Genomic DNA, 24,572 nt, shown 5'->3' with positions numbered 1-24,572 from the left:
TCGGGTCGACGTCCGACCCTTGGATGTGGGCTCAGGCAGACACGTGCTATTGCTCCCGAATCGCCACGAATACCCGCTGATCCAGCAACGCCACCGGATGCTCGGGCCGCGGCAGAACCACCGCCGGTGTCAGTCCCGCACGCTGCAACTCGTCGACCCACTCGTCCTCGGTGAGGAAGATCCGCTCACCATCCCGCACATCACCGACCCCGGCATGCGGCTGGCCGTGCGCCGGCGACATCAGGAACTGCACCGACGTCAACAGCTGCGCGTAGGCGTGGGTCGATTCGATGATCACCACCGCGCCACCGGGATTCAGCAGATCGTGCAGCTGCCCCAGCAGCCGGCCGATGTGGTGCGCATTGTGGAGTACGTTCGATGCGATTACGATGTCGTAGCGCTCGCCGAGCGTGTCGAGCCCGGCATTCATGTCGACGATGCCGAATCGCATCCACGGGTACCCGGCGAAGTGCTCGCGCGCCGCGGACAAGAAGAAATCGGAGACGTCGGTGAAGTGATAGTCGAGCGCGCCGTCGTGCTCGGCGAGGCCGGCCACAACGTCGTTGGTCGTGCCGCCGACGCCCGCACCGAGTTCCAGGATCCGCACCGGCGACCGCCGCTGACCGATCGATGCCGCCAGATCGGCAACCGCCGCTCGTGCCGCGGTGTTGAGATAGGTGCTGACGAGGTTCTCGCGGTAGGCCGCCTCGGCGGTATCGGTCCCGCCGCCGGCGAAGAGCAGTTCCTGCACCCGCATCGCGTCCCGCCCGAGCGGAAGCAGGTTGACATTGCACGCTCGCAGGAAGTCGGCGAGGACCGGACGAAAACCCAACTCTGCGCAAACTTTTCGCAGATCGGGTTCGCTCGGAGCCGGCACCTGCGCCCTCCTGCGATAACGTGACGCCGCATCCTTGGTCAGGGCATCGCTGTCGGTCAGCGCGTCGAGCCAGCGGCGCAGCAGCCAGCGATGCCGCTCGACGAACCCGAGCTGTGCGGCGATTTCGCTCTCGCTGCGTCCCTCCGTCGAGCCGGCGAACGCGGACTCCAATGCGGTCATCATGGCTTGCAAGCCGATTCGGTCGATGTCGACACGTGCGGACCGGACACGTTCGAAGTCGAGGGCGGGCATCACTCGGTCGGCTGCGAACTGCGCACGCTCGGCCACAGTTCCGGAGTTCGGTGTCGAAATCACTTGCGGCGCCGCGACGTTCTCGCCCAGCAGCCGAACCACGTCGTCCAGACTCGCACCGCCGACCAACTCGGTCACCGGCAACTCATACCCGAACTCCTCGGTCACCTTGCGCCGCAACTCCAACGCCTGCAACGAATCCAACCCCAACGCCACCAACGGACGCGACGTATCGATCGCCGCCACATCAGCCACACCGATCACCCCGGCCACCAACCCGACAACACGCTGCGCGGGTGACACCGATTGCGCGGACACAGCTCTCGGTGCCGCAGCGGCTGCGGGCGTGGACATCTCGACCGGCCGGCCGGCGACGTTCTCGCCCAGCAGCCGAACCACGTCGTCCAGACTCGCACCGCCCACCAACTCGGTCACCGGCAACTCATACCCGAACTCCTCGGTCACCTTGCGCCGCAACTCCAACGCCTGCAACGAATCCAACCCCAACGCCACCAACGGACGCGACGTATCGATCGCCGCCACATCAGCCACACCGATCACCCTGGCCACCAACCCGACAACACGCTGCGCTGTCGAGCCGGTCTCCGATGCCGGGCCGGGTGCGGGAACGTCGCGCACCGGCTCGTGAGCCACCGGCTGGACGGGCCGCGGCACCGCGGGCGGCACGGCTTGGGTACCCGTCACGTCGCTCAGCAGCGGACCGTAACCGAAGGCGCCCAGCACATCTGCGCCGCGCTCCCAGTCGAATGCGGCGACGATCTCGTTGCCGCGTACGGCCAGCCCGGCGAGGATCGCCTCCCGCGACGGCATCGGCAGATATCCCACCGCGGCGAGCGCGTCCGCTCCGGCCGGCCCAGCACCGTCATGCACCGCCCACTGTCCCCACTCGACGCTGCTGCAGTCGACGCCGTCGGCGCGCAGACTCGTCGCCAGGGCGTCGAGCATCCGATTGGCAACGGAGTAGACAATCGTTCCACGGCCGCCGAGTGTCGCGGCGAGCGACGAACACAGGAGTACCCGCACCGCCGACGACACGGCAACCGAGTCCAGGATGCGTTGAACTCCAAGTACTTTGGCGTCGCAGAGGCGCGTGATGTGCGCGGGATCGATCGCTTCGAAATCGATTCCGTCCTGCTGGGGCAGATCTGCGGCGGCGTGGATGATCAAATCGACCGGCGTCGCGTGAATCCGGTCGCGCAGCGCTGCGACGTGTGCGTCATCGGTCACGTCGCAGGCGACCACGTCGACTTGTGTTCCGCCGGAACGGACGGCCGCCAACCGCGCCGCCGACGCGGGCGTCTCCCCCGAGCGGCTCACCAGCGTGATCCGTTGTGCGCGTGCCGAACCGAAGTATTCGGCGAACTCCATCCCGACCTTGCCGGTCCCGCCGACGATCAGCACGTGGCGCCCGATAACCGAGCTCGACGGTGCGGGATCGACCTTCGCCAATCGTTTGACGTAGAGGTCCTTGCCCCGCAGCGCCAGCTCCGGCTCCCGCACGATGTGCAGTGCGGCAACGACTTTGGCGGCAGTGGCGGCATCGGGCGAACCCGCCGGAAGGTCCAGGTGCCGAAAGGCGACAGCCGGTCGCTCGGCACCGAGGCATCGGAAGCCCGCCGCCGTGGCGGCGTGCGCGACGTCGGGAACCTCGGCGTCGAGCACACTCTCGCCGCCTCGCGTGATCAGCCAGTAGGTGCGCGCCGGCGCCTCGGCAGACCACCATCGGCGGTCGCCGAAGAACTCGGCGACGGCGTCGACGCTGGCGGAAGTCGTTGCGCCGGATGCGGGCGCGACCACGACGATCGTGTCGACGTCGGCGGCCGAGTTCGCGTCGACGATCCGTGCCGTCGCGCCGAACGCCGCCGACTGCTCGATGATCACGCGGGCCACCTGACCGGGCGCGTCACCGTCGGCGTCGAGGTCGACGACCCCGATGCTCGCCGGCGCCGACATCGACCGGCGGGGCAACCGAATCCATCGTTCGGCGACCCGTGACACCGCGATCGGTGCCGACGACACAACGGGCTTCACGACGGGCTTCACGACGGGCTTCACTGCTGCCGGCGTCGTGATGTCGGCCGCGGGTGGGACGACCGGGGCGGTCGCTGCGACTGGCGCGACACGGTCCGGCATCTTGATCCACAGGAAACTGTCGGCGGTCACCGTGTGCGGGAAGTCCAGTAGCGGCAGCGACCCGGCGGACCCATCCGTCGAATCCGACTCCAGTGCGGCCCAATCGAATTCGGCGTCGATGGCGGCGAGTCCGGCCAGGTTGCGGGTGACGACGGACAGATCCGTCGCCGATCTGTTCGAGGTACCGAAGGCCACTCTGTCACGGTCGGTGAGTTCGCCGAGGATCTCGGTGACCGGGTATTGCAGCGTTGGGTGTTCGGCCAGTTCGATGAACGTGTCGGCGCCGAGTTGAGCCGCGCGGGTAATGGCCTTGTCGAACCGCACGACATTGCGCAGGTTCCAGAACCAGTAGTCGGCGACCGGCAGCTCGGGGGTGATCTCTTCGCCGAGCGTCGACCCGATGCACGTGATCTCGGTGCGCGCGAAAGCTGTTGCGGCGCTGGATGCACTGCCCGCCCCGACCATCACTTCGTCGAGTTCGTGCATGACGGCCGTGTGCGCCGGATAGCGGACCGCGATCACCCGGCTGAATCGTCCCTTGTCGGCGAGGTGTTCGACCACTTCGGTGACGGCCTGCGCATCACCCGAGATCCCAGTCATCCGTGGGGAATTCACGACCGACACCTGCGCCCAGCTCGACCTGCGCGCGAGCAGCGACTCGCACTCGTTGCGATCGGCTTCCAGCACGGCCATCGCGTATTCGCCGGAGCGAACCGTGTCGACCGCCCGGGCACGCGTCCCGACGACGGTGACCGCCGACGTCAGATCCATCACTCCGGCGACGTAGCAGGCGGCGATCTCGCCCTGCGAATGTCCGACGACGCTCGCCGGGGTGACCCCGAAGGACCGCCACATCGCGGCCAGACCGGCCATCTGCATGAAGAGCGCGGGCTGCACCAGAGTGGCCGTCTCATCGGCTTCATCGTCGTCGCCCAGCAGGTAGTCGCGCGGCGACTCGCCGAACACGTCGAGAAACGCCTGGTGGACTCGATCCACCTCTGCCGCAAATGCGTTCACGGTGCGGTAGTACAGGGCGCCCATTGCGCGTCGCTGAGTTCCCTGTCCCGGAAACACCAACGCCACGCTGCGCGCCGACGCCGGACCCGACCCCAGGACGACGCTGGGATGCTCGTCTCCGGCGGCGACCGCGCGTAGCGCCCCAAGCAGTCCCGCGCGATCGGCGGCCATCATAATCGCGCGCCGGCGGCGCACCGGTCGCACACGAAAGAGCATGTCGCTCAACTCGTCTGGACCGACGCCGGGGTGAGCGTGCAGATAATCGGCGAAGGCCGCGGCCTCTGCCTTGAGCAGAGCGGTGGTGTCCGCCGACACCACGACCGGTGTGGTGCCGTCCGGGAACCGTAGGGTGCGCATCAGTGCCAACTCCTTCTATCGCAGGCTTCGGGCGGGGACGTTCGCGTCCGCGACGAGGATGTCGACGATCTCCGGGAGGTGGTCATTGAGATAGAAGTGTCCCCCGTCGAATATCGTCACCTCGACGTCGTGGCTGTGATTGCGCCATCCGTTGAGATCGGCGAGCGCGACGATCGGATCGTTGTCACCGCCGATCGCATGAATCCTGGTCGCGACGGTGACATCCTGCGGGCACCGGTAGGCGTCCGACGCCGCATGATCGGCTTTGAGCACCGGAAGCGTCATCCGCATCAGCTCTCGGCTGGCCAACACGTCGGCACCGGTGCCCTCCAGCTCCGCGAGGTGGTCGAGCAGTTCTTCGTCGTCGGTCGGTGCCGGGGGCCGGAATTGGCCGCGCGACGGTGCCACCGCGGCCGACAGGGTGGCCTGCTGCTGCGGGATACCGGCACGCTCGGCGAGCCGCGCGAACTCGAAGGACACCACGGCACCCATCGAATGTCCGAACGTCATGAACGGCTCGCCGTTGTTGTACTCCGAGTCCACGAACTCGGCGAAGGCACCCGCGGCGACATCGGACAGATTGCTCAGAGCGGGCTCGGCCGCGCGGTCCTGCCGGCCCGGGTACTGGAAGATCACGACGTCGAACTCCGTCGAGGCCAACTTCGACAATGTGCGGTAGGCCGACGCACCCGCACCCGCGTGCGGGAAGATGAACAGCGGCATCCGACTGTCGCTGGGGGCCTTGTGAAATTTTCGCATCCAACTCGGTGCTGTCATGATCGACTCCTCGTCTCAGTCACATCTACTGCCGCCGACACCGCGGCCACATTCTGTCGCCACAGTTCGGCAAGATCGTCAATTTCAGTTGCGGTGTAACGGTTTTCGCTCCACCGCCAGGTCGTCACCAATTCCGGGCCGTGCTCACCGGCACGGATCGCGGTGACCAGGTTCAGCGGGAACCGGAGAGTGAAGTCCGGCTCGGGCGCCGACGGAATCAGCTCGCGCAGCTCGGGATCGTCGGCGATGGACCAGTCCCCCGACGACGCGAATCCGAGGTCGAATCGACCCAGATAGTTGAATTCGACCTCCGGTTCGGGTGCGTCGAGCAGCGACGGCACACCGACGACGTCACGAAGCAATCCGTAGCCCACCCCGTCATCCGGGACCGCGGCCAGCGCGGCGACCACCTCCGCGTGGAGGTCGCGAATCGCCGACGGCCCGGCGTCGGCGACTTCGACAGTGCCGAGTCGGACCGGGTACACCGTGGTGAACCAGCCCACCGTCTCCGACGGATCCATCCGCGCGAGCTGCGTGTTGTCGCCGACGGTACGGCCGTGCGATTCGAGAGCCACCGCGGCACCGGTACGGACATCCACGCCGCGCCGACGTCGCCAGGCCGGAATGGTCAACGCCAACGCGGTGAGCAATACCTCGCGCACGCTCGACCCCTGGCCGGCCGTCTGCAGGATCGCCTCGGTGACCGCTGCGCCGACCTCTACCTCGGTGACGCGCACGCTGCCCCAGGTCGTGGGCTCCGCCGCGGTCGGTTCACCCGCACTCTGGCCGGCCCAAAACTCTTCCTGCGCAAGTACTTCCGGTGACGATGCGAGTTCGACGAGGCCGTCGCTCCACCGCCGGTAGGAGGTCACCGCTCCCGCGACCACCGGTGGCTGCCCCGCCTGAATCTGCGAATATGCCTGCGCCAGAGCGGGAATCAGCACGCTCCAGGAGACGACGTCGACAGCGAGGTGATGGATGGTGATCGCCAGCAGATCTGCGCCCGCGGCGGCGCGCAGCCAGGTGAGACGAACGATGTCACCCGCACGCGGATCGAGTTGTTCGACGCCGGAGTCGATCGCCGCCCGGATCTGCTCGACGTCGCGATCGGCATCGACGTCGACCACCGAGATCAGGTCCGCCGCCGCGACCGACCCCACCTCACGAATCGACTGCACCGGCCCGCTCGCCGTGTCGATCACCGTCGACCGCAGCACGCCGTGCGCGTCGAGGACGGCCTGAAGTGTCTGCGCCAGAGTCGATTCCGTCAAGTCCGCGGGCGCGGTGACGAGCACCGTGTGCGACAGCCGACGATACGAATCCTGCGCGAACATCCAGCGCACGTAGGGCAGTGCGGCGACCTCACCGGCATCGTCGTCGGCGAGGTCGGCGACGTCGAAGAACAATCCGGAGTCGATCGCGGCCCCGAGATCGCGGATGGTCGGTGCCGCCGCGATCATTCGCACGCTGACGCTGAGTCCGCGTGCCCGTGCGGCCGAGGCGACGGCGATGGCGACGATGCTGTCGAGGCCCAGATCGAAGAAGTCGTCGTCGACGCGGGGCGCCGCTCCGCCGAACACTTCGGCGAAGATCTCCGTGAGTTCCCGCTCGGTATCGGTGGCCGGTTCGGTTGTGCCGCTGGATGATTCCAAGGCCGCGCGGGCACGATCGGCGAGTTCGGAGGCATCGAGCTTGCCGTTCGAAGTGACCGGGAGCTCGTCGAGCACCAGCAGCCGTGCCGGGATCATGTAGGACGGCAACCGCTGCGCCACCGCGGCCCGCAGAGCCACCGGATCGACCACGACGCCGGGCTCGCCTACGACGAACCCCACGAGCCCCGCCCCGCCGGCGCGCCGCACGACGACGGCTGCCGCGTCGCGGACCTCGCCGGCCGCTCGCAGTGCGTTGTCGATCTCACCGATCTCGATGCGGTAACCGCGTACCTTCACCTGGTCATCCGCGCGGCCGAGGTAGGCGAGGGCACCGGAAGGCAAGCGACGCACCAGGTCTCCGGTGCGATACATCCGGCGCGGTCGGAGTCCCAGCGCGCGGGCGTAGGGATCTGCCACGAACCGGTGCGCTGTTTCGCGCGGCCGGCCCAGGTAGCCGCGCGTCAGTTGCGGACCCGCCAAGCACAACTCGCCGACCACTCCGTCGGGCACCGGCCGCAACCGCGAATCGAGTACGTAGGCAGTCATTCCCGCCGTCGGGCGACCGATCGTCGGCGTGGTCGACGCCGCGTCGGCGCCGGTCACGTCGGCGACGACGGCCTCCACCGTGGCCTCCGTCGGTCCGTAACAGTTATGCACCGCAACGTCGTGCAGGCCGCGCAGCTGATCCCATAGGTCGACGTCGATGGCCTCACCGCCCAGCGCCAGCACCGACAACGGTCCGCGCTCATCCGCATGCCCGGAGTATCCGTCGACCAGTCCGGCGTGAGCAAGCTGACGGAACATCGACGGCGTGGTGTCGATCATGTCGATCTGTTGTGCCGCAATGCCTTCGACGAGACACTGAGTGTCGCGCACAGCCTCGTCGTCGAACAGGTGCACCGCATGTCCGTCCAACAGCCCCACCAATGGCTGCCACGACGCATCGAAGCTCAGCGACCAGGCGTGGGCGATGGTCAGCGGGCGCCCGAGCCGCGCACGCGCGGGTGCATAGACGCGCGCGCGGTGATCGGCGAAATAGCTTGCGAGAGCGGCGTCGTGGTTGACCACCCCCTTCGGCTCACCGGTGGATCCGGAGGTGAAGATGGCATAGGCGGCTTGTGCGGGAGCGCGTTTGGCGGGCCGCGCGGGCACACCGGCGCGCAGCCGGGTCCGCAGCGCGGGATCGTCGAGATCCAGAACCGCGGCACCGCTCACGCAAGCACTGATCACCGCGCGGGGACCACCGGCGGCGACGAGCGCGGCAGCGGGATTCGTCTGCCGCAGAATGGATTCCATGCGAGCGTCGGGGAGCGTCGGATCGACCGGCACATAAGCCGCACCTGCGGCGAGGATGCCGAGGATCGACACGATCGACGTCGCGCTGCGCGGCAGGCAGATGGCGACGAAATCCTCCGCGCCGACTCCGTGCTCGCCGAGCAGCGCCGCCAACCGCAGCGCCCGCTCGTGAAGTTCGCGGTAGGTGAGGACGTCGTGCCCGTCGTTCAGCGCGACCGCATCCGGTGTCGAATCAGCTTGCCGCGCGAACAATTCGAATACCCCGAGATCGACACGGCCGCTCAGAACAGGCGTGTTCGACGCCGCGAGGCTCGCCGACATGAACCGCTCGCTCATGATCGCCGCGTGCCCGACGTCGGTCCCCGACCAGTGCGGTAGGCCGTCGAGCGTACCGAGGAACAGATCCGCGAGTGCTTCCGACGTCACCGGGATCTGCGCTTCGATCGCCTCGATCGCGACGATCAGTTCGTCGCCGGCAAGGTGGGCCACGACGGTCAGCGGGTAGTGGGTCAAGTTCTGCGACATCGCCGGCGTGAAGGTCACACCGTCGGCGGCAGTCATATCGCCCGCCTGATCCATCGGCGCGTTTTGGAAGACGAACATCGTGTCGAACAGGGCCGAGTGCCCCGCCGCGCGCTGCACCGTCGACAGGCTCAGGTACCCGATGTCCCGCAACTCCGACGATTCCCGTTGCAGTCGTTGACATTCGGCGGCGACATCGGCCGTGGGATCGAGGGTGAACGGTACCGGGATGGTATTCAGGAACAGTCCGATCATCCGGTCGGCGTCGGGCACCTGATGGGGGCGGCCGGTCACGACGGTTCCGTAGACGACGTCGAGGCGATCGGTGAGCCGGGACAACAACAATGTCCACGCGAACTGCACTGCGGTGTTGAGCGTGACTCCGTGACGGCGTGCCCAATCAGACAGTGCCGCGGTGCGTTCGGCGTCGACGATGCGATGCAGCGCCTGCGGCCGTGCGGCCTGCGCGGCGTCGAGACCGGATCCGGTGGTGTCGGCCAACATCAACGGGCCCGACAACTGGTCCAACGCCGTCACCCACCGCTGAGTCATCGCGGACTGGTCCTGTGCCACCAGCCACGCGATGTAGTCGCGATACGGCCGCACCGGCGCCAGCGGCATCTCCCCGCGTGCCGAATACAGTTGCAGGAGTTCGGCGAAGAACACCCCGAGCGACCAGCCGTCCATCAGGATGTGGTGCACCGTGACCACGAGACGGTGCCGCGCCGCGCCGTCCGCGTCGGGCAGCGCGATCACGGTGAACCGGAGCGATGGTCCCTCGCGCAAATCGAACACCCGCCGAACCTCGTGCGCCACGAGGCGCTCGGCCTCGTCGTCGTCGAGTTCGTGATACGACCACGGCAGCGTCACCTCGGTGGGCACGATCTGCACGGGCTTCTCGACCCCGGTGTCCCAGAAGATCGCCCGCAGGTTGGGATGACGGACCAGAATGTGCTCGCACGCCGCCCGAAGCGCCGCGACGTTCAGCGGACCGGTGATGTCGATGGTCAGCGGGATCGTGTAGACGTCGCCCGCGGAATCCTCTCCTCGTTCGGCGCTCAGCGTGGACAGCGAGAACAGCCCCTCCTGCAGCGGGCTGAGTGCGATCACATCGTCGATACCGCTCACCGGGCACTCCCGTTCATTGTCGAATTCCTTTCCCGGAGTGCGGGTTCCATGCTGTGGGCGCCGGGAGCGCTTGCAAGCGGGCCCCCTACGACAGCGGCCGGCGCATCGAGAAACATTTCCAAGACTTCAGCGACGTCCGTCGACCATCCAGCCGCATCGACCGGTGAGCTCACGGAGATGTCGACGCCGCCGTCGCGCACGCGGCAGTCGAGGCTCACACCCTCGACTGGTGTCGCGGTGGGTCCGTCGACGTTTGCGTGCAGCGTCGGACCGAAGTCGAGGGTCGCCGGGTAGCGCGAGCCGTCGAAGGACACCGTGATCGCCACGGCGGGCACGCCGCCCGCCGCGGCCAGCGCCGTCGCGCGATGAACGTCGATGGGAACGCCGGGAGCGGTGTCGTTGCCGTGCACGGCGATACGCGCCTGATCCAACGCTGCGGACAGACTGAGTTCGCCGGCCAGTTCGAAGCGTGCGATCGCGAGACCGTCGACCGGTCCGATCAGGTCGGTGTTCGACGTGCCGTCGCGCCCCGCACGACTGCCGACGACGATGTCGGGTCGAGCGGTGCGCCGGTAGGCCACGACGGCGGCAGCCGTCTCGTACAGCCCCTGCTCTGGGACACCGAATCTCGCGGCGACAGCCTGCAGCCGACGCCGAAGGCCGGGGTCCACCCGATGCGTGGCGCTCAGCCGGTCTCGGTCGACCCGACCGATTGCCTGATCGAGTCCCGAATACGCTGTGCGCCACCATCTCCGCGATGATTCGCCGGTGGCGCCGCACGCCGCGAACCACAGGGCGTAGTCGACGAAACTCGACGCCGCGTTCTCGCTGACCGCGCCACCCGCGTAGGCGCGCGCGATCTCGCGCACGACCAGTGCGAGCGAAGTCTCGTCGGCGGCGGCCTGATGAGCGACCACGGTCAGCACCGGTGACCGGGTGTCCCCCGACAACCGCAAGCGCCACAATCGCTCTCCGGCATCGAACGCCGGAGCAGGGTCATTCGCCGAGTCCGGGTCATTCGCCGCGGAGTCGCCCAGGCGATCTAGGAAGTCCACCGCGTCCCATACCGTCAGGCGATGTCGGAGATCTCCCACGGCACAGGCATCGTCGGCGACCAACGACATCCTCGTCGCATCGTGGCGTGCGGACACCGCGGTGATCGCGGTCGACAACGCCTCCCGATCGACCGGGCCGGTGAATCGCACCACGATGCGCACGACCTTCGACCGACCGGCACGCCACGCGAGTTCCTGTACGGCCGTCGCGGGTACGGCTTCGGCAGACGCCGGCGGGAGCAAGCCTCCCGACGTCGGCCGATGCACCTGCGCAGCTTCGACCGCGGCCGCGACGCCCGCCACCGTCGGGTCGGCGAACAGATCGGCGACGTCGAGCCGCACTCCGAGCGCCTCGCGCAGCCTCGCGAGCACTCGGTGAGCGTTGAGCGAGTGGCCGCCGAGATCGAAGAACGAATGTCCCGCGTGAACGTCGACGACGTCGAAGGATTGTGAGAATACCTCTGCCACAGCATGTTCGGCAGCGGTGCGTGCCGGGCGCGTCGCGGCGGCGCCGACCTGCCGGGTGGGCCCCAAGGCGGCGACGTCGATCTTGCCGGACGTGGTACGGGGCAGCGCATCGAGCACGGCGTACGACGACGGCACCGCGGCATCGGGCAACAGGCGTCGCGAGAATGCCCGCACCGAAACGGGGTCCGGCCGATGTCCCGCCCGACCCACCAGATAGGCCCCCAGGACGGTGTCACCGAGTTCGTCGGCCGCCGCTACGACATGGCAGTCGATGACATCGGGGTGTCCCGCGAGGACCGCGGTGATCTCGCCGAGTTCGACGCGATGCCCACGGATCTTGACCTGATCGTCGCGGCGACTCACGAAATGCAGCACCCCGTCGGCTCGGCGTCGAACGACATCGCCGGTGCGGTACAGCCGAGCACCGACGGTGAATGGATCCGCGACGTAGGCCGCCGCGGTGGCGGCGGGCCGGTCGAGGTAGCCACGGGCCAACTGGCGTCCGCCGAGGTACAACTCACCGGGCACGCCGTCGGGAACCAACTGCAGACAGTCGTCGAGCACGAACGCCGTCACGTCCACGTTCGGTCGCCCGATCGGCTCGATCACCTGTCCCGACGCGGGCTGGATCGGGTGATGAGTGGCGGAGACTACGGCTTCGGTCGGGCCGTAGTAGTTCCGCAGTTCCACGTCGAATGCGGCGAGGGCTCGGTCGGCGATGTCACCGCCGAGTTTCTCGCCGCCCACGGCGATGTGCCTCAGCGATGTCCAATCGGCGCGTTGCGGAAGCGCCAGCAACTCACGCAGGAGGGCAGGCACCACGTGCAACAAAGTGATCTGTTGGGCGGTGATCAGACCCGCCAGGTAGGTGAGGTCCCGGCGACGGCTGGGATCGGGAAGCACGATCGTCGCGCCCACCGACAGCGTGACGAAGAAGTCGAGCAGCGACGCGTCGAATTCGATCGACGACGATTGCAGCACACGCGAATCCACAGGCAGATCCCAGTCCGCGGCGAAGCTCAGCAGATGCTCGGCGATCGCGGCGTGTGCGACGGGAACACCCTTCGGCTGCCCGGTGGAACCCGACGTGTACATGACGTAGGCGAGATTGTCCGGGCGCAACGGCCGGACTCGGTCTTCGTCGTCGAGGTTGGTCGAATACTCCTGCGCTGCGGCGATTTCCGCTTCCTTGACGGCATCGGCGGTCCACCACAGCCGCGGACGCGCATCAGCGATCAGGATCTCGCGGCGCTCGGCGGGATGCGCCGGATCGACGGGCAGATAGGCGGCTCCCGCCTTGAGGGTGGCGAGGAGCGCGACGACGAACTCGATCGATCCGGGAAGTTGCAGTCCTACAACGTCTTCCGCGCCGATGCCGCGGCCGGCGAGATACCGCGCGAGCCGATTGGCCCGCTCGTTGAGCGCGTGATAGGTGATCTCGGTGATCGCGCCGCCGGTGTCGGCGAGCACTGCGATCGCTTCGGGTGTCGACGCCGCGGCGTTCTGCACGAGGTCGGTGACGGTGGTGCTGCGATGACTCAGCGTAGTACCGCGACCGTGCTCGACCACGCGTACGTGCTGGGCGGCGGTGAGCAGCGCGAGACCACCGACGGGGCGGTGCGGTTGCGCGAGTGCGGCGTCAAGCAGTGTCGCGAAATGCGCCGGATACGTGGCGGCGACATCGGGGTCGGCCCCGGTCGCGGTAAGGGTGACACGTGGATGGCGTGGATCGACGTCGACGTCGAGATGCCATCCGACGGCCGGTGCGGTGCGTCCCGCTTCGACGACGTCGACGATCAGTCCGCCGAAGATGCGTCCCGGCACCGGCTGGCGTATCGCCAATCCCAATCCGGTCAGGTTCGCGAGTCCATCCGCGCCGCGTGCGTCGGCGGGCCGTACGGCGTCGACGACGCGGTCGACACGATCGTCGCGGCGGCGCAGCGCCTGCTCGTAGACGGCGGCGGCGTCGGTCACGCACTCGTCGAAAGCGCGGTGTGCCGGCGTCTGGGTGCGCAGCATGATGAGGTTGCCGCACTGGCTGATTCGCGTGGTCGGCGCACGGCCCGACACCGGCATCGCCGTGATGATGTCGGCGGCTCCGGTGTAGCGCAGCACCAGCGCGCTGTGGACGGCGGTGAGGACCGCCGCGAGGTCGACGCCACGCGATTGCGCATACCGTCGTGCCGTCACGAGCGTGTCGGGGGCGAGGTCGACGGCGATCACCGTTTGCACGGGACTGTCGGTTCGGCCGGGCAGATCGACCCGGGCGGGCGGTGCGCCCAGTTGCGCTTGCCAGTAGGCGGCGTCGATGGCCGCCGACTCCCCCGGCTCACCGGCGGCGTCGAATCGCGTTGCGGTTCTCGGCTTTCGGTATTCGTCGGCAAGTCCAGCGAGCAGCCCGCGCAGTGCGTCGTCATCCCAGGCGATGGCGTGCGCGGTGATAACGAGCAGATGTTCGGTATCGCCGGTCGCCACCACGGTGACGCGCACCGGCGATTCCGCTTCCAGATCAAAGGTGCGCGAGCGCTCCCGGCGCCGGAGGATTTCGATACGCCGGGCCAGCACCTGCTCGTCGAGACCGCGCAGGTCGATCTCCGACCAGACCGGCTCCAGCGCAGCGTCGCGACGGTACGGCTCGCCGTCGTCGCCGACATGATAGGTGCTCGCAGTCGCCACGTTGCCGCAGAGCACCGCGGTCAGCGCCGCACGTAATTCCCGGCGGTCCAGGGAGCCGTCGACGCGGATCGTGGAGCACACCGTATACCGCTCGGCGTCGCCACGACTTCGGTTGAGTCCGAACCAGATTCGGCACTGCGCCGCCGTCAGCGCACCGCGGGTGCCCACCGGCGCGTGACCGGCGGTCATGGCGTGCTGGTGAGGTAGCCGCCGCGCCGAAAGAATTTCGCACCGTCGTGTTCGATTCCGTCCGGGGTTCGAACGGCGGTGATGCGCAGCCCGTGGTTGCCGCCGCGAATCGCGTCCGGACCGCAGACCACCACGCCCCCGCCCTCCTGCACGATGACTCGGCCCGGGGTGCCGCCATAACGCGCGTCGGATACCGAGGCCGCGAGAATCTCGACGCGTTCGCCGCGGTAGTGGGTGAAGGCGGGCGGATACGGCGCCGACAGTGCCCGCACGAGTCGTTCGAGATCGGTTGCGCCGGTATGCCAGTCGATGAGGCTGTCGCGGTCGGACCGCTTGTGGAAGTAGGTGCGTGCGGACTTGTCCTGCGCAACCCACTGCGGCGAGCCGGATTCCAGTGCGGCGAGGGCTTCGTTGATCGCCCCCGGGATGAGTTCCATTCCGGCTAGGACCAATTCGGTTCCGGTGACGTCGGGGCCGATCGGAAGCCGCCGTTGCACCAGGATGTCTCCGGTGTCGAGTTGCTCGTCCATCCGGTGCACGGTGAGTCCGGTCTCCTCCGCACCGGAGATCAGCGCCCACAGCACCGGTGAGAATCCGGTGAACTTCGGCAACAGCGAATCATGCAGGTTCAGCGTGCCGTAGCGGGGAAAGTCGTAGAGCTCCTTGGGCATCCACGTGTACCAGCTGTTGACGACGATCACATCGGGCTCGGCCCGATGCACCAGTTCGATGGTCTCGGGGTCGGCGCGTTCGGTGAGATGCACCGGTACACCGTGCTCGCGGGCGAGGTCTTCGACGGAGTCCGACCAGATGCCCTTGTACGAGTCCTCGCTGGCCGGGTGCGTCACCGCCAGCACCACGTCGTGCTCGGAATCCAACAGCGCCTGCAGGGTACGACGACCCCACGTCTGAAAGCCGAACGAAACGATACGCATGAGTTCTAGGTCCTTGTCATAGATGAAGTCGATGTCGTTGCGGCGGCGACTCGCTGCGCGTCGTCGAGTCCCGCCGCGGTGAGCACCCGGTCGGAGAGTTCGCCCAGACAGCTGAGATTGGGGAAACCCGGTCCTTGCGCAAGTGCCGCGAGATTGGGCAGATGCAGACGCAGCGGGAGTCCGTCGATGCTCAGGTCGTGGCCGATGGCGGCTTCGACGCGGGGCGCGGTGATCGGGCCGCCCAGACACAGTTCGATCTGTTCGCAGGCTTGGTCGTCGAAGAGATCGATGAACCACAACGGCTTACCGCCGACGGCATCGATGACGAGATCGAAGCTGTGCTGCTGATCGGGCCGGAACTCGTTACGCAAGGTGAGATTCACGCCGTCACCGTCGCCGGTCACCTGCACCACGCGGCCCTGCAGATGGTGCACCCGCTCGTCGTCGAGCAAGGATTCCTGCACGCGGACCGAGAACACGCCGCGATCGGTGCGGCGCACCACATCTCGGCGTTCGGGGACACTCAAAGTACGCCATTTCACCGGGGTGCTGTAGAGCGAGTTCTCGAAATAGCTTTCCCCGCGGGTGTAGATGGTCGCGCCCGGCGAGATCACCGAGACGGTGAGGATGTCGTGGCGAATCAGTTCGTCGAGGGCCGATCCGGCTGTCTCGCCCCCGCCGATGACCGCCGCCCGCGTCGACGCCGGCAGGTCTGAGCGGCCAGCGCGCCGCCAGAACTCGGCGATGCTGAGGACCTGCGGGTGGCGTGCCATCACCTGATCACTGCTGCCGGGCCCGGTCACCATCAGCCGATCGGCCGCCACGACGCCGGCTACACCGTCGGCGCCGACAACACGGATCTGCCATCGACCGGCCTCGATGCCGATCGATTCGGCACGCGCCACGACGACGTCGACGGCGGCCTTGCGGCCAACCCACTGCAGGTACTTCGCCCAGAGATTGTGTTCGGGACTCGGCCGCCCGCGATCGACCCATTCGGCATAGGTGCCGCGTTCCACCAGGAACGACGTCCAACTGAACGCTTGCATCGCCGCATTGACGTCGGCGTTGCGGGACCGATGCGCGGTCGAGTGATACGGGAATCCGACGTCCTTCTCCGGGCTCGTGCCCAGTCGGTGCCTGCCGTCGGTCCATCCGCCGGTCGGCAGCCAGTTGCCGCCGATCACCGTCGGTTCGATCACCGTGACCCTGGGGGCCGGCAGGCCGAGGGAGGCCAGCACGTGTGCTTTGGCGGCGACTGCCATCGCTTTGGGGCCACCACCGATGACGACCAGTCGATCGGTGTCGTCAGCGCTCATCGCGCCGCCACCGGCTGTGGCGCCGACACCGGCGCCCAGTAGAGCGCCTCGTCGAACTCGGTATTCGGAAAGTCGATCGGGACCGAACCTGATTCGATTGTGGGCCAACGGAATTGCGTGTCGTCGACGATGACGGTGCTGAGGTTGCGGGTGAATTCGGCTGCGGCGTCGGCGTTCTTGTTGCCGGTCCCGACGACGGCGGCCCGCACACCATTCTCCGCCAGTGTCTCGCCGATCGACAAGAGCATCGTCGGATGCTCCGACATCTCGATGAAGGTGTCGATGCCGTGCGCGGCGGCGGTCGCGATCGCACTGTCGAAGCGGACGGTGTTGCGCAGGTTCCAGCTCCAATAGTCGCTGATCGGGAGTTCCGGGGTGATCGGCTCACCCAGCGTCGCGCCGAAACACATCAGGTCGCCGTCGGCGAAGGAACTCGCTTCCAGGCCGGCGTGGGCACCGCTGAACACCTTTCCGTGTCGTCGCAGTCGGGCCGAATGCCCGGCGTGGTCGACGCCGATGCGCTGCGCGAAGACACCCGCTTCGCGGTACTCGGCCACCAGAGCGTCGATGACGTCCTCGTACCCCGACAACGCGTGGATGGTCGACGAGTTCACCACGGCCAGTTCAGCCCAGCCGGTCAATCGTGCGAGGCGGTCTTCGAGTTGGTCGCGCCGGAGCGCGAAAACCGCCATGGCACAGGGCGGATAGTCACCCGAGTTCTCGAGCTTCTCGATTTCTTGCGCCCGCACGGTCACGACGCGGATTCCGTCACGCAGACTCATGTGCCCGGACTCGACGACCGCGGCGATCTCACCCTGGGAGTGCCCGACGGTCGCGACGGGCTCTACGCCCGCCGCCCGCCACATCCGGGCGAGCCCCAGCGTATGCAGAAAGATCGCCGGCTGCACGATCTTCACGTCCTCGACATGTTCGTCGTCGAGGAGGTAGTCCAGTGGCGCGATCCCGGCCTCGGCGATGAACTCGGCATTGACTTCGTCGACCCGACGCCGGTACTCCGGACAGCGCTCGTAATGACCACGCCCCATTCCGGCGCGCTGGCTGCCCTGGCCCGGAAAGACCAGCGCCACCCGGCGCGATGTCGCCGGGCGCGAGCTCACGGTGGCATTCGGATGCGGCGTTCCGGCGGCGACGGCGCGCAACGCCGCGATGGCGTCATCCCGGCCGGTGGCCCGGATCAGCGCCCGGAATCTACGAATCTCCCTGGTGCGCATCAGCATTCGGGACACGTCGAGCGGTTCGACGTCACGGTGCGCGTCGAGATAGTCGGCGACCGCGCCCGCCTCGGTCGCGAGTCCGCGTTGCGATTCCGACGAGATCAGGGTGGCCACCAACCCGTCCGGCAGCACGAGGTCGTTCACCGGGCGCCACCGGCGTCCACGGTGACCGGCTCGTCGGGGATCGCGACGATCGCATGAGCGTTGGTTCCCGCGACACCGAACGACGACACCGCCGCATACCGCTGCCCCGATTCGGGCGCCCAGTCGGTCAGTTTGGCTGCCAACTGCAATCCCGATGTGTCCCAATCGATTCCAGCCGTCGGAGACTCCGCGTGCCGAGTCGGCGGGATCTGCCGATGCAGGCCGCTGAGCAGGACCTTGATGAGTCCGAGCATGCCTGAGGCGGCTTGCGAATGACCGAGATTCGATTTCACCGAGCCGACGACCGCGGGCGTGGCCCCGGCACGTGCGACGCCGTAGACGGAGCTCAACGCCTGCAGTTCCAGCGGGTCACCCACCGCGGTACCGGTACCGTGCCCCTCGATGAGGCTCACCGCGGCGGCGTCGATGCCGGAGCGCGCCACGACACGGTTCATCAGTCGTTCCTGGGCCTGCGCGCTGGGTAGCGCAATTCCGGCGCCGCCGCCGTTGTGGTTGACACCCGCGGCCAGAATTTCCCCGTAGATGCGTCGACGGTCGGCGATGGCCTGCGATTTGCGTTGCAGCAGAAGTACTCCCGCTCCTTCACCCCACAGCGTGCCGTCGGCGAAGGATGAGTACGGACGGCATTGCCCGCCACTGGCGAGCGCGTTGTTCTTGGAGAATTCGTAGAAGGCGGCCGGCGAGCCCATCACACAGACACCGCCCGCGATCGCGAGGTCGGACTCGCCCGACCGCAGCGACGACACCGCGAGGTCGAGTGCGGTGAGCGACGACGCGCAGGCGGTGTCGACGGTCATCGATGGTCCGAAAAGCTTGAGACAGTGTGAGATTCGCCCGGCAAGTGCGCCCAGGGCAGTTCCCGCGGCTCGGTAGCCCGTGTATTCGTTGACTTCGGCGGCGCGCGGACCGTACTCGGTGAACGACCCACCGATGTAGACGCCGACATCGTCGCCGGCGAGCGTGGCCGGGTTGATCCCGGCATTCTCCACCGCACGCCATGCGGTCCGCAGCACCACGCGCTGCTGAGGGTCCATCGCGATGGCTTCCCGCGGCGAAATGCCGAAGAAGAGCGGATCGAAATCGCCTGCGGCGTCGAGAAATCCGCCGGCGTCGGCGACTTCTGCCCACCCATGGCCGGTGTGCAGGGAGAACAGGTCGTCGAGATCCCAGCCGCGGTTACGCGGGAACGGGCCGATGAGGTCGCGGCTCTCGGCCAGCGCCGCCCAGTAGCCGCCCAGAGTGTTGATGCCGCCGGGGGCTTCGACGGCCATGCCGACGACGACGATCGGGTCGTCGGATGCGAACCCGCTCATGACCGCGCACCGTGCTGCGCCTGCACCACGAATGGTGCGATGCTGCCGAGCTTTTCGCTCGTCTCCTCGAATTCGCGGTCCGGCGTGGACTGCGCGACGACCCCCGCTCCGGCGCACAGCCACGCCTGACCGTCATCGGAGTACGCGGTACGCAGGGCGAGCGTCGCTTCTAGGTCTCCACCCGACGACGCCGTCAGCACCGCACCCGAATACAGCCCGCGGCGATGCGGTTCCAGGCGGTAGATCGCTTCAATGGCTTCACGTTTGGGAATGCCCGACGCCGTGATCGACGGGAACAGCACTGACAACGCGTTCCATGGACCGGCATCCGCTGCCAGCGCGCCCTGCACGGTCGACGCGAGATGCTGCACGCTGCCGCGCTCCCGGACGACCATGAATTCGCTGACGGCCGTGGATGATTCGGTGGCGATCGATTCGATTTCGTCGAAGCAGGCACGTACCGACATGGCGTGCTCGGCGATCTCCTTCGAGTCGGCCAGCAATTCGGCGCGGGCCGACGAGTCCTCCTGCGCCGATCGACCGAACGCTCTGGTACCTGCGAGCGGTTCGGTGACCACCGTTCCAGCGTCGACCGCGACGACGAGCTCCGGACTGAAGCCGGCCGCCTTCAGCGATCCGAGCGACAGTAGGAACGACCGTGCGGGGCTGTTGCCCGCCCGTCCACGCGCGTAGGTCGCGGGCATGTCGATGTCGAAGGGGACGTCGACGCGCCGCGACATGATGACCTTCTGATAGTCGCCCCGCTGGATCTCAGCGACCGCCGCGGCGACCCGGCCCCGGTAGTCGTCGACGTCGGCCGAGACGTCGATCGGCGACGATTCGCGCACTTGCGGCGCGCGCGAGGCGATCTCGTTGAGTCGCCGCGCACTGTCGTCGTCGAGTTCGGAGGTGTCAATGCCGGTCTGGTCGATGAATACCTCGACGTCGGGGATGATGAGGTGCGCCAGCACAGCGTCGTCGGGGACGCGAGCGGAGAGATCGTGTCGAGGTGCGCAGAAGTCGAATCCCACCCAGCCGTACACCTGCCACAGCGGAAGGTCGAGGCCGTCGAGAGCTCGAGCCAATGCGATGGAGGGATCGCCCGTCCACTCTCGCGTCGACTGATCCCCGCCACGGGTCACCGTGATCGCATCCTTGGTCAGCACGATGCGAACTTGCGCGCCCGCCGCGAACACCCAGCGACCGCCCCGCTCGTAGACGACGTAGTCGGCGAATCCCGCCTCGTTCGCCCAGGCAGAACAGATGCGGGCAGCGTGCTCGCTGTCGAGGATCTCAATCTCTGGATGGTCGAGATCTTCTTGGTCGGTGGTAAGCGACATGGGATCTGCTTCCTTTTTGCGTAGTTCCGAGAGCCCGGCTCGTTAGGTCAGCCTAAACTATCTTTCGCAGAAGTCACACCCAGGACCCCAGTTAAGGCTAACCTAACAGTTTGTGGTCTAATGGCGCCGTGAACGCCATCACCGACCTCACTACCGGCTTCCGCCCGCACCCCGATCATGCAGCGCGACGCTACCGCGAGGTGGGCGTGTTCGACGATCGGCCGCTGTGGGATCTACTGCGCCGCGCCGTCGAACAGTCCCCGGATGCACCGGCGGTCACCGACGCGTCGATCGATGGACACGGTACCCTCAGCTACGCCGAGTACCAGGCCGCGGTCGACCGCCGCGCCGCAGGTTTCGTCCACGCCGGACTTCAGCCCGGCCAGCGAATCATCCTGCAGCTCAACAACTCCGCCGCGTTCGCCATCACCCTCCTGGCGTTGCTGCGAATCGGCGTCGTACCGGTGATGACGCTGCCTGCTCACCGGATCTCCGAGATCGCACATCTGGCAGATCGGTCGGGAGCGGTCGCCTACATCGGCGAGGACGGTCGACGCGGATTCGACTACCGGGCACTCGCCGCCGACCTGCGTACGCAGGTGCCGACTGTCGAGCGGGTCTTCATCGACGGCGACGCAGGCGAATTCGCGGCCCTACCCGATGCCGATCCAACGACGATATCGCTGCCCGACGCCGCGGACCCGGACCTGCCCGCACTGTTCCTGGTGTCCGGTGGCACAACCGGTTTGCCGAAACTGATTGCGCGCACCCATAACGACTACGCGTTCAACGCCAGACGATCGGCATCGATCGCTGAATTGTCAAGTGCGGATACGTATCTCGTCGCTCTGCCAGGTGCGCACAACTTTCCGCTGTGCTGCCCGGGCCTGTTCGGGATGTTGTCGGTGGGCGGGCATACGGTGTTCACCGACGTTCCGAGCCCGGACGCGACCTTCGAACTCATCGAGCGTTATCGGATCACGGTGACCTCACTGGTCCCCGCCTTGGCCCAATTGTGGGCCGTCGCAAGCGAGTGGGAGCCGGCCGACCTCAGCTCACTGCGACTGCTTCAGGTCGGCGGAGCGAAGATTTCCCGCACCGACGCGCAGGCGTGCGATGCCGCGTTCGGCGACGTCGTACAACAGGTCTTCGGCATGGCCGAGGGGCTCATCTGTTACACCCGGTTGGACGATCCGCGCGCGACGGTGCATACCGCACAAGGTCGCCCGATGTCGGAGCACGACGAACTGCGCATCGTCGACGCCGACGACAACGAGGTGCCCGACGGCACCGACGGTGAACTGCTGGTGCGTGGGCCGTACACGATCCGCGGGTATTACCGCGCCGACGAGCACAACGCCCGCTCGTTCACCGAGGACGGCTTCTATCGCTCCGGCGACCAAGTGCGGCGACTGCCGTCCGGTCATCTCGTCGTCACCGGACGGATCAAGGCCACCATCGTGCGCGCCGGCGAGAACGTGGCCGCCGACGACATCGAAGAGACGCTCTTGATGCATCCCGAAATCAGCCAGGTGGCGGTCATCGGTCTGTCCGACGAGGTGCTCGGCGAGAAGATCTGCGCAATCGTGGTGCCGCGCGGTCGATCGGCCGGCCTCACACTGCCGACGCTGCGCGCATTCCTGACCGACCACGGCTTAGCGTCGTTCAAGCTGCCTGACACCGTCGTCATCAAGTCGCAACTGCCCGTCACCGCCGTCGGCAAGATAGACAAGGTGGCGTTGCGAACCGAACTGGAGGGATGAGGGCCGGCAACTCCGCGAGCCCAGCCGCTCCCCGAGTGCCGAAGCGAGGAACGAGCTTCGGTCCCAGCCGCTCCCCGAGTGCCGAAGCGAGGAACGAGCTTCGGTCCCAGCCGCTCCCCGAGTGCCGAAGCGAGGAACGAGCTTCGGTGTAACGAGGGGTCGGCGAACCGAAGACCCCAACTGGGGAACGAACCTTCGCGGAGTACCCCCACCCTGGCACACTGACTCACATGCCCGACACCCCGACTCTGCTGGTCAAATACGCCGAAGCCGGTGACGGCTATGTGACGTGGCGCTGGGTCGAACCCGACGGTCCCGCCGACTTCGCCGGCGTCGCGCACATCGACGCCGACGTCGTGGCCGCGGTTCGTGCTGCGCTGGCCGACGCGGTTCCCGATCCATTGCCCGGTGAGTCGATCGCCGACGGCGTCGACCGTGCCCTGCAGCGCGGTGCGTTCGCAGCGCCGTCGTCGACCGCCGCCTTCGCCCGTGAGCTCGGAATCGCGCTGGTACCAATCGAATTGGTGCAGACACTGCGTGGCGCACCGACTCGCCCGCTGCTGCGGATTCAACCGAGCCCGTCGCTGACACGCGTCCCGTGGGAGTTGCTGAAGGTCGACGCCGCCACCGTCGACGCACCCGACGGCGTCGACCTCGACGATCTCGCCGACATCGTGTGCTCGGCACCTGCCACGGTGGCGGCCAGGCATTCCGAGGCCCCGGGCGTCGTCGACGGCCCGCTCGTCGCCGTCGTCGACCCGCGCATCCCCGGGCAATCAGCGTCGTCGGCGCTCGGTTCCGTCCTCGGGCGTCCCACCGACGATTCACCGCTGGCCGCCCTGCTCACCGGCGATGCGACGTTGCGGCCGCCCGTCACCTCCTACCCCGACCTCGTCCGGCGCACCGACGTCGATCGAGAATGGTTGCGACTCAATATGATCGGCGCGGGCAGGCTGCTCTATGTCGGGCACGTCAGCGCGGCGTCGGCGCCCGACGACGACGCCGTCAACGCCTCGATGCACCTGTGCTGCGTCGACGAGCATGGCGGGCACCGGCCGCTGAGTGCGTACGACTTGCTCACCGGCGACTACCGGCTGCCACCGCGCGCCGCTCTCATCGGTTGCAACTCCGGCGCCGACCTCGCCCACCCCGACGGGATGGGGCTGTCGATGGCCGCGCTGTGCGCCGGCGCCGAACTCGTCACCGCCACGCGTTGGTCGGTCCCGACCAACCGGGCCATCGCCCGCGCCGGCGACCTCGACGACCGCCATCCACTCGAGGAGTTGATCCTCGCCGTCGACGCCGCCCATCGCGTCGACGATCCGATACGCGCACTCGGGCAGTGGCAGCGCGATCGTCGAGCGCGCTGGTACGCGTCGGGGCATCCCGGCGATTCGCCGCTGCTCTGGGCAGCACTGACCACCACCGCGCTCGTTGCCCAGCCGTAGATCTGCACAAGTCCAAAACAAGGATCTGTGATCGGTAGGCAGGCGGCGGAGATTACGTTTACTTCCAGCACGCCGGCATGGCGGCATCACCGAAAGAAAACCGAGATTCAGGAGTAGTCATGCGTAAGATCCAGATCCTCGTCGCAAGCGTCGGCGCGATCGGCCTCATCGGCGCAGTGGGCGCGTGCTCGGACAACTCGTCGAGCAGCGACACCACCACGGTCAGCACCAACGGGAATGCGATGACCACCAACGGCCAGGCCAGCGTAACCATCGACGGCAAACCACTGGAGATGAATTCGAAGACGGTCGTCTGCAACGAAGCCGCGGGCAAGGTGACCATCGCCATCGGCGACTCCACCGCGGGCGGCACTGCCGGCGTCGGAGCCGTGCTGACCACGGGCGACAACCCGCAAGTGCAATCGGTCGGTCTCGGCGCCACCAACGGCCAGGCACTCGGCTGGGTCAGGGGTGTTCCCGGCGGCGACGCCACAGCCACCAAGGACGGCAAGAGCTACACGATTTCGGGCAACGTGACGGGCATCGACATGTCCAACCCGACGTCCCCGTCGAAGAAGTCCTTCGAAATCAAGGTGACCTGCCCGTAGTTCGTCTTCCCGTGTCTCCGACGACC

At 67.4% G+C, this 24,572-nt stretch carries 12 protein-coding genes; 3 read left to right on the top strand and 9 right to left on the bottom strand.

What is annotated here, in order from left to right:
* Nucleotides 1-46 precede the first annotated feature (46 nt).
* Genes nbtC through HH308_RS23300 form a run of 9 tightly spaced genes read right to left on the bottom strand, consistent with a single transcriptional unit; the run spans nucleotide 47 to nucleotide 20,727 of the window.
* Nucleotides 47-4,657, bottom strand: coding sequence for a nocobactin polyketide synthase NbtC (nbtC, locus tag HH308_RS23340; RefSeq protein WP_170196659.1), 4,611 nt, complete (start codon nucleotides 4,655-4,657; stop codon nucleotides 47-49).
* Between the two features lie 15 nt (nucleotides 4,658-4,672).
* Nucleotides 4,673-5,434, bottom strand: coding sequence for a thioesterase II family protein (locus tag HH308_RS23335; RefSeq protein ID WP_170196658.1), 762 nt, complete (start codon nucleotides 5,432-5,434; stop codon nucleotides 4,673-4,675).
* On the bottom strand, nucleotides 5,431-10,032 hold the full coding sequence (locus HH308_RS23330; RefSeq protein WP_170196657.1) for a non-ribosomal peptide synthetase: 4,602 nt from the start codon (nucleotides 10,030-10,032) through the stop codon (nucleotides 5,431-5,433). Before HH308_RS23330 ends, HH308_RS23335 begins: the two co-directional genes overlap by 4 nt.
* Nucleotides 10,029-14,420, bottom strand: coding sequence for a non-ribosomal peptide synthetase (locus tag HH308_RS23325; protein ID WP_170196656.1), 4,392 nt, complete (start codon nucleotides 14,418-14,420; stop codon nucleotides 10,029-10,031). Before HH308_RS23325 ends, HH308_RS23330 begins: the two co-directional genes overlap by 4 nt.
* Nucleotides 14,417-15,355, bottom strand: coding sequence for a methionyl-tRNA formyltransferase (locus HH308_RS23320; protein WP_170196655.1), 939 nt, complete (start codon nucleotides 15,353-15,355; stop codon nucleotides 14,417-14,419). The genes HH308_RS23325 and HH308_RS23320 overlap by 4 nt, the downstream gene beginning before the upstream one ends.
* Before the next feature lie 5 nt (nucleotides 15,356-15,360).
* Nucleotides 15,361-16,674 (bottom strand): SidA/IucD/PvdA family monooxygenase, encoded by a 1,314-nt coding sequence (locus HH308_RS23315; RefSeq protein WP_170196654.1) that lies wholly within the window; start codon nucleotides 16,672-16,674, stop codon nucleotides 15,361-15,363.
* Nucleotides 16,671-18,053 (bottom strand): acyltransferase domain-containing protein, encoded by a 1,383-nt coding sequence (locus tag HH308_RS23310; RefSeq protein WP_170196653.1) that lies wholly within the window; start codon nucleotides 18,051-18,053, stop codon nucleotides 16,671-16,673. Before HH308_RS23310 ends, HH308_RS23315 begins: the two co-directional genes overlap by 4 nt.
* On the bottom strand, nucleotides 18,050-19,387 hold the full coding sequence (locus tag HH308_RS23305; RefSeq protein WP_170196652.1) for a beta-ketoacyl [acyl carrier protein] synthase domain-containing protein: 1,338 nt from the start codon (nucleotides 19,385-19,387) through the stop codon (nucleotides 18,050-18,052). The genes HH308_RS23310 and HH308_RS23305 overlap by 4 nt, the downstream gene beginning before the upstream one ends.
* Nucleotides 19,384-20,727 (bottom strand): salicylate synthase, encoded by a 1,344-nt coding sequence (locus tag HH308_RS23300; protein WP_170196651.1) that lies wholly within the window; start codon nucleotides 20,725-20,727, stop codon nucleotides 19,384-19,386. Before HH308_RS23300 ends, HH308_RS23305 begins: the two co-directional genes overlap by 4 nt.
* 128 nt (nucleotides 20,728-20,855) lie before the next feature.
* On the opposite strand from HH308_RS23300, the gene HH308_RS23295 reads away from it, so the two are divergent.
* The 3 genes from HH308_RS23295 (at nucleotide 20,856) to HH308_RS23285 (ending at nucleotide 24,546) form a co-directional block, all read left to right on the top strand.
* Entirely contained in the window at nucleotides 20,856-22,490 is a 1,635-nt protein-coding gene (locus HH308_RS23295) for a (2,3-dihydroxybenzoyl)adenylate synthase (RefSeq protein ID WP_170196650.1), read from the top strand.
* A 230-nt stretch (nucleotides 22,491-22,720) separates the two neighbouring features.
* Entirely contained in the window at nucleotides 22,721-23,938 is a 1,218-nt protein-coding gene (locus tag HH308_RS23290) for a CHAT domain-containing protein (RefSeq protein ID WP_170196649.1), read from the top strand.
* Nucleotides 23,939-24,057: 119 nt separating this feature from the next.
* Complete coding sequence (locus tag HH308_RS23285) at nucleotides 24,058-24,546, top strand: lipoprotein LpqH (RefSeq protein WP_170196648.1); 489 nt, start codon at nucleotides 24,058-24,060, stop codon at nucleotides 24,544-24,546.
* Nucleotides 24,547-24,572: the final 26 nt, after the last annotated feature.

It is taken from the genome of Gordonia asplenii (assembly GCF_012933505.1).
In the GTDB taxonomy this organism is placed as follows: Bacteria; Actinomycetota; Actinomycetes; order Mycobacteriales; family Mycobacteriaceae; genus Gordonia; species Gordonia asplenii.
This window is presented reverse-complemented; position numbering and strand designations above follow the sequence as displayed.